We start from the raw sequence: 1782 nt of genomic DNA, 5'->3' as shown, positions 1-1782 counted from the left end.
GGGGGGGGTGGGTGGTTGGCGGGCGTCGGGGGGGGGTGGGGCGGGTCTGGTGTTGGTGGGGGGGTCCCGTGTGGCGTGGGGGGCGGGGGCGGGGGGGTTGTTGGGGGTGAGCGGGGTGCGGAGTGGGGCGGCGGTGGTGCGAGGGGAGGGCCGGCAGGCTCACCTCGTCGGATACGTCGTGGGCGATCTAGAGGAGATGGGCGAGGCGTCCGGATCCGCAGACCAGTGGTCCGAGAGCCAACTCCATCAATGGCAGGAGATCTGGGACCTCACCTACGAGTCAGCTACAGAGACCTCGACAGACAAAACCGAAGATGACGGATTCTTCGATACGTTTAGGTGCGTGAGCTCGTATTCGGGGCAGCGCGTTCCTGATGCAGAGATGCGCGAATGGGTCGGCGAGACGGTCGACCGCATTCGCAGCCTACACCCCAAGCGGGTGCTTGATATTGGGTGTGGAGCGGGGCTGCTGCTCTTCCGGATCGCACCAGAGTGTGAGCGCTATGTGGGCACGGACATTTCGGCCAACGTCGTGCGTCGGCTCCAGCACCGTGTTACCTCCATCGACGGGCTCAAGGACCGCGTTGAGGTGCGAAACCGACCGGCGCACGACCTGAGCGGACTCGATCCGCAGTCGTTCGACGTCATCGTGCTGAACTCCGTTGTCCAGTACTTCCCGAGCGTGCAGTATCTCGTCGAGACGCTGCGCGAAGCGGCGCCGCTCCTTCGCGAGGGGGGCTGCTTCTTCCTCGGCGACCTCCGAAGCTTCCCGTTGATGGAGGCCTTCCACGTCTCCGTCGAGCGCTACAAGGCAAGCGCCAGCACCTCCGTGGCCCAACTCAAGGCCCGCGTGCGCCAAAAAGTGGCGGCCGAAGAGGAGCTTCTCATCGCACCTGCGCTCGTCGAGGCGCTTAAGGCGGAGCTTCCCAGCATCGAGAACGTGTCGGTACGGCTTCGTCGCGGCCGCCATCGCAACGAGATGACGTGCTTCCGCTACGACGTCATCCTCGAGACTAAAAGAAAGCCGGAAGCTCCGGTACGGAACGTTCCGTGGGAGGACGTCCGTCAGCACGGCAGCACGCTAGACGAGTGGCTGGCTGCGCAGTCCACAACGGGCCGAGTCCGCGTCGTTGATATTCCGAATACGCGCGTCTCCGCAGACGTGCTGGGCAGCAGGCTGCTCGATGAGGTCGATGAGAACCTGACCGTGGGCGCCTTCAACCGCTTGTGCGAGGAGCACGACGGCGGCATGGATCCCGAACAGATTTGGGCGCTGGCCGAGCGCGCTGGATATGAAGCAGAAGTAGCGTGGGCACGATCAGGTAAGGCTGATAGCGTCGATGTGACGTTTTACCCGGAGGGCGCGCATGCACCCGAGCACGGTGCGCGGCGACCGTCTTCTGGCCCCAACGCAGAAACCGAGGCGCACGCGTTTGACTGGCGCTCGTTCGGCAACAACCCGCTGTTAGGGCGTGCCAAGAGCGCGTTCGTAAACACCGTACGGACCACGCTCAAGTCGCGGCTGCCAGCGTATATGGTGCCGAGTTCCATCGTAGTGCTCGACGCGCTGCCGCTCACCCCCAACGGCAAGGTCGACCGCCGCGCCCTGCCGGTCTTGCTCTCCCAGGGGCCCGCCCAGGCCTACGAGGCCCCGCGTTCGCCCCTCGAGCACTCGCTCGCCGACACCCTCGCGGGTCTCCTCGAACGGCCCCGCGTCGGCCGCACCGACGACTTCTTCGCCCTCGGCGGCCACTCGCTCATGGCCATGCAACTCGTGGCCCG

Annotated in this window: 1 protein-coding gene; it reads left to right on the top strand. The window is 65.7% G+C overall.

The features are described from left to right. Positions 1-382: 382 nt before the first annotated feature. Positions 383-1782 (top strand): methyltransferase (locus AAFU51_18765; protein MEO1573292.1); only part of this gene is annotated, 1400 nt, incomplete at its 3' end.

Source organism: Bacteroidota bacterium (assembly GCA_039821555.1).
Taxonomy (GTDB): Bacteria; Bacteroidota; Rhodothermia; order Rhodothermales; family Rubricoccaceae; genus JBCBEX01.
Note: the sequence above shows the minus strand (reverse complement) of the source record. Positions and strands in the feature narration are given on the sequence as shown.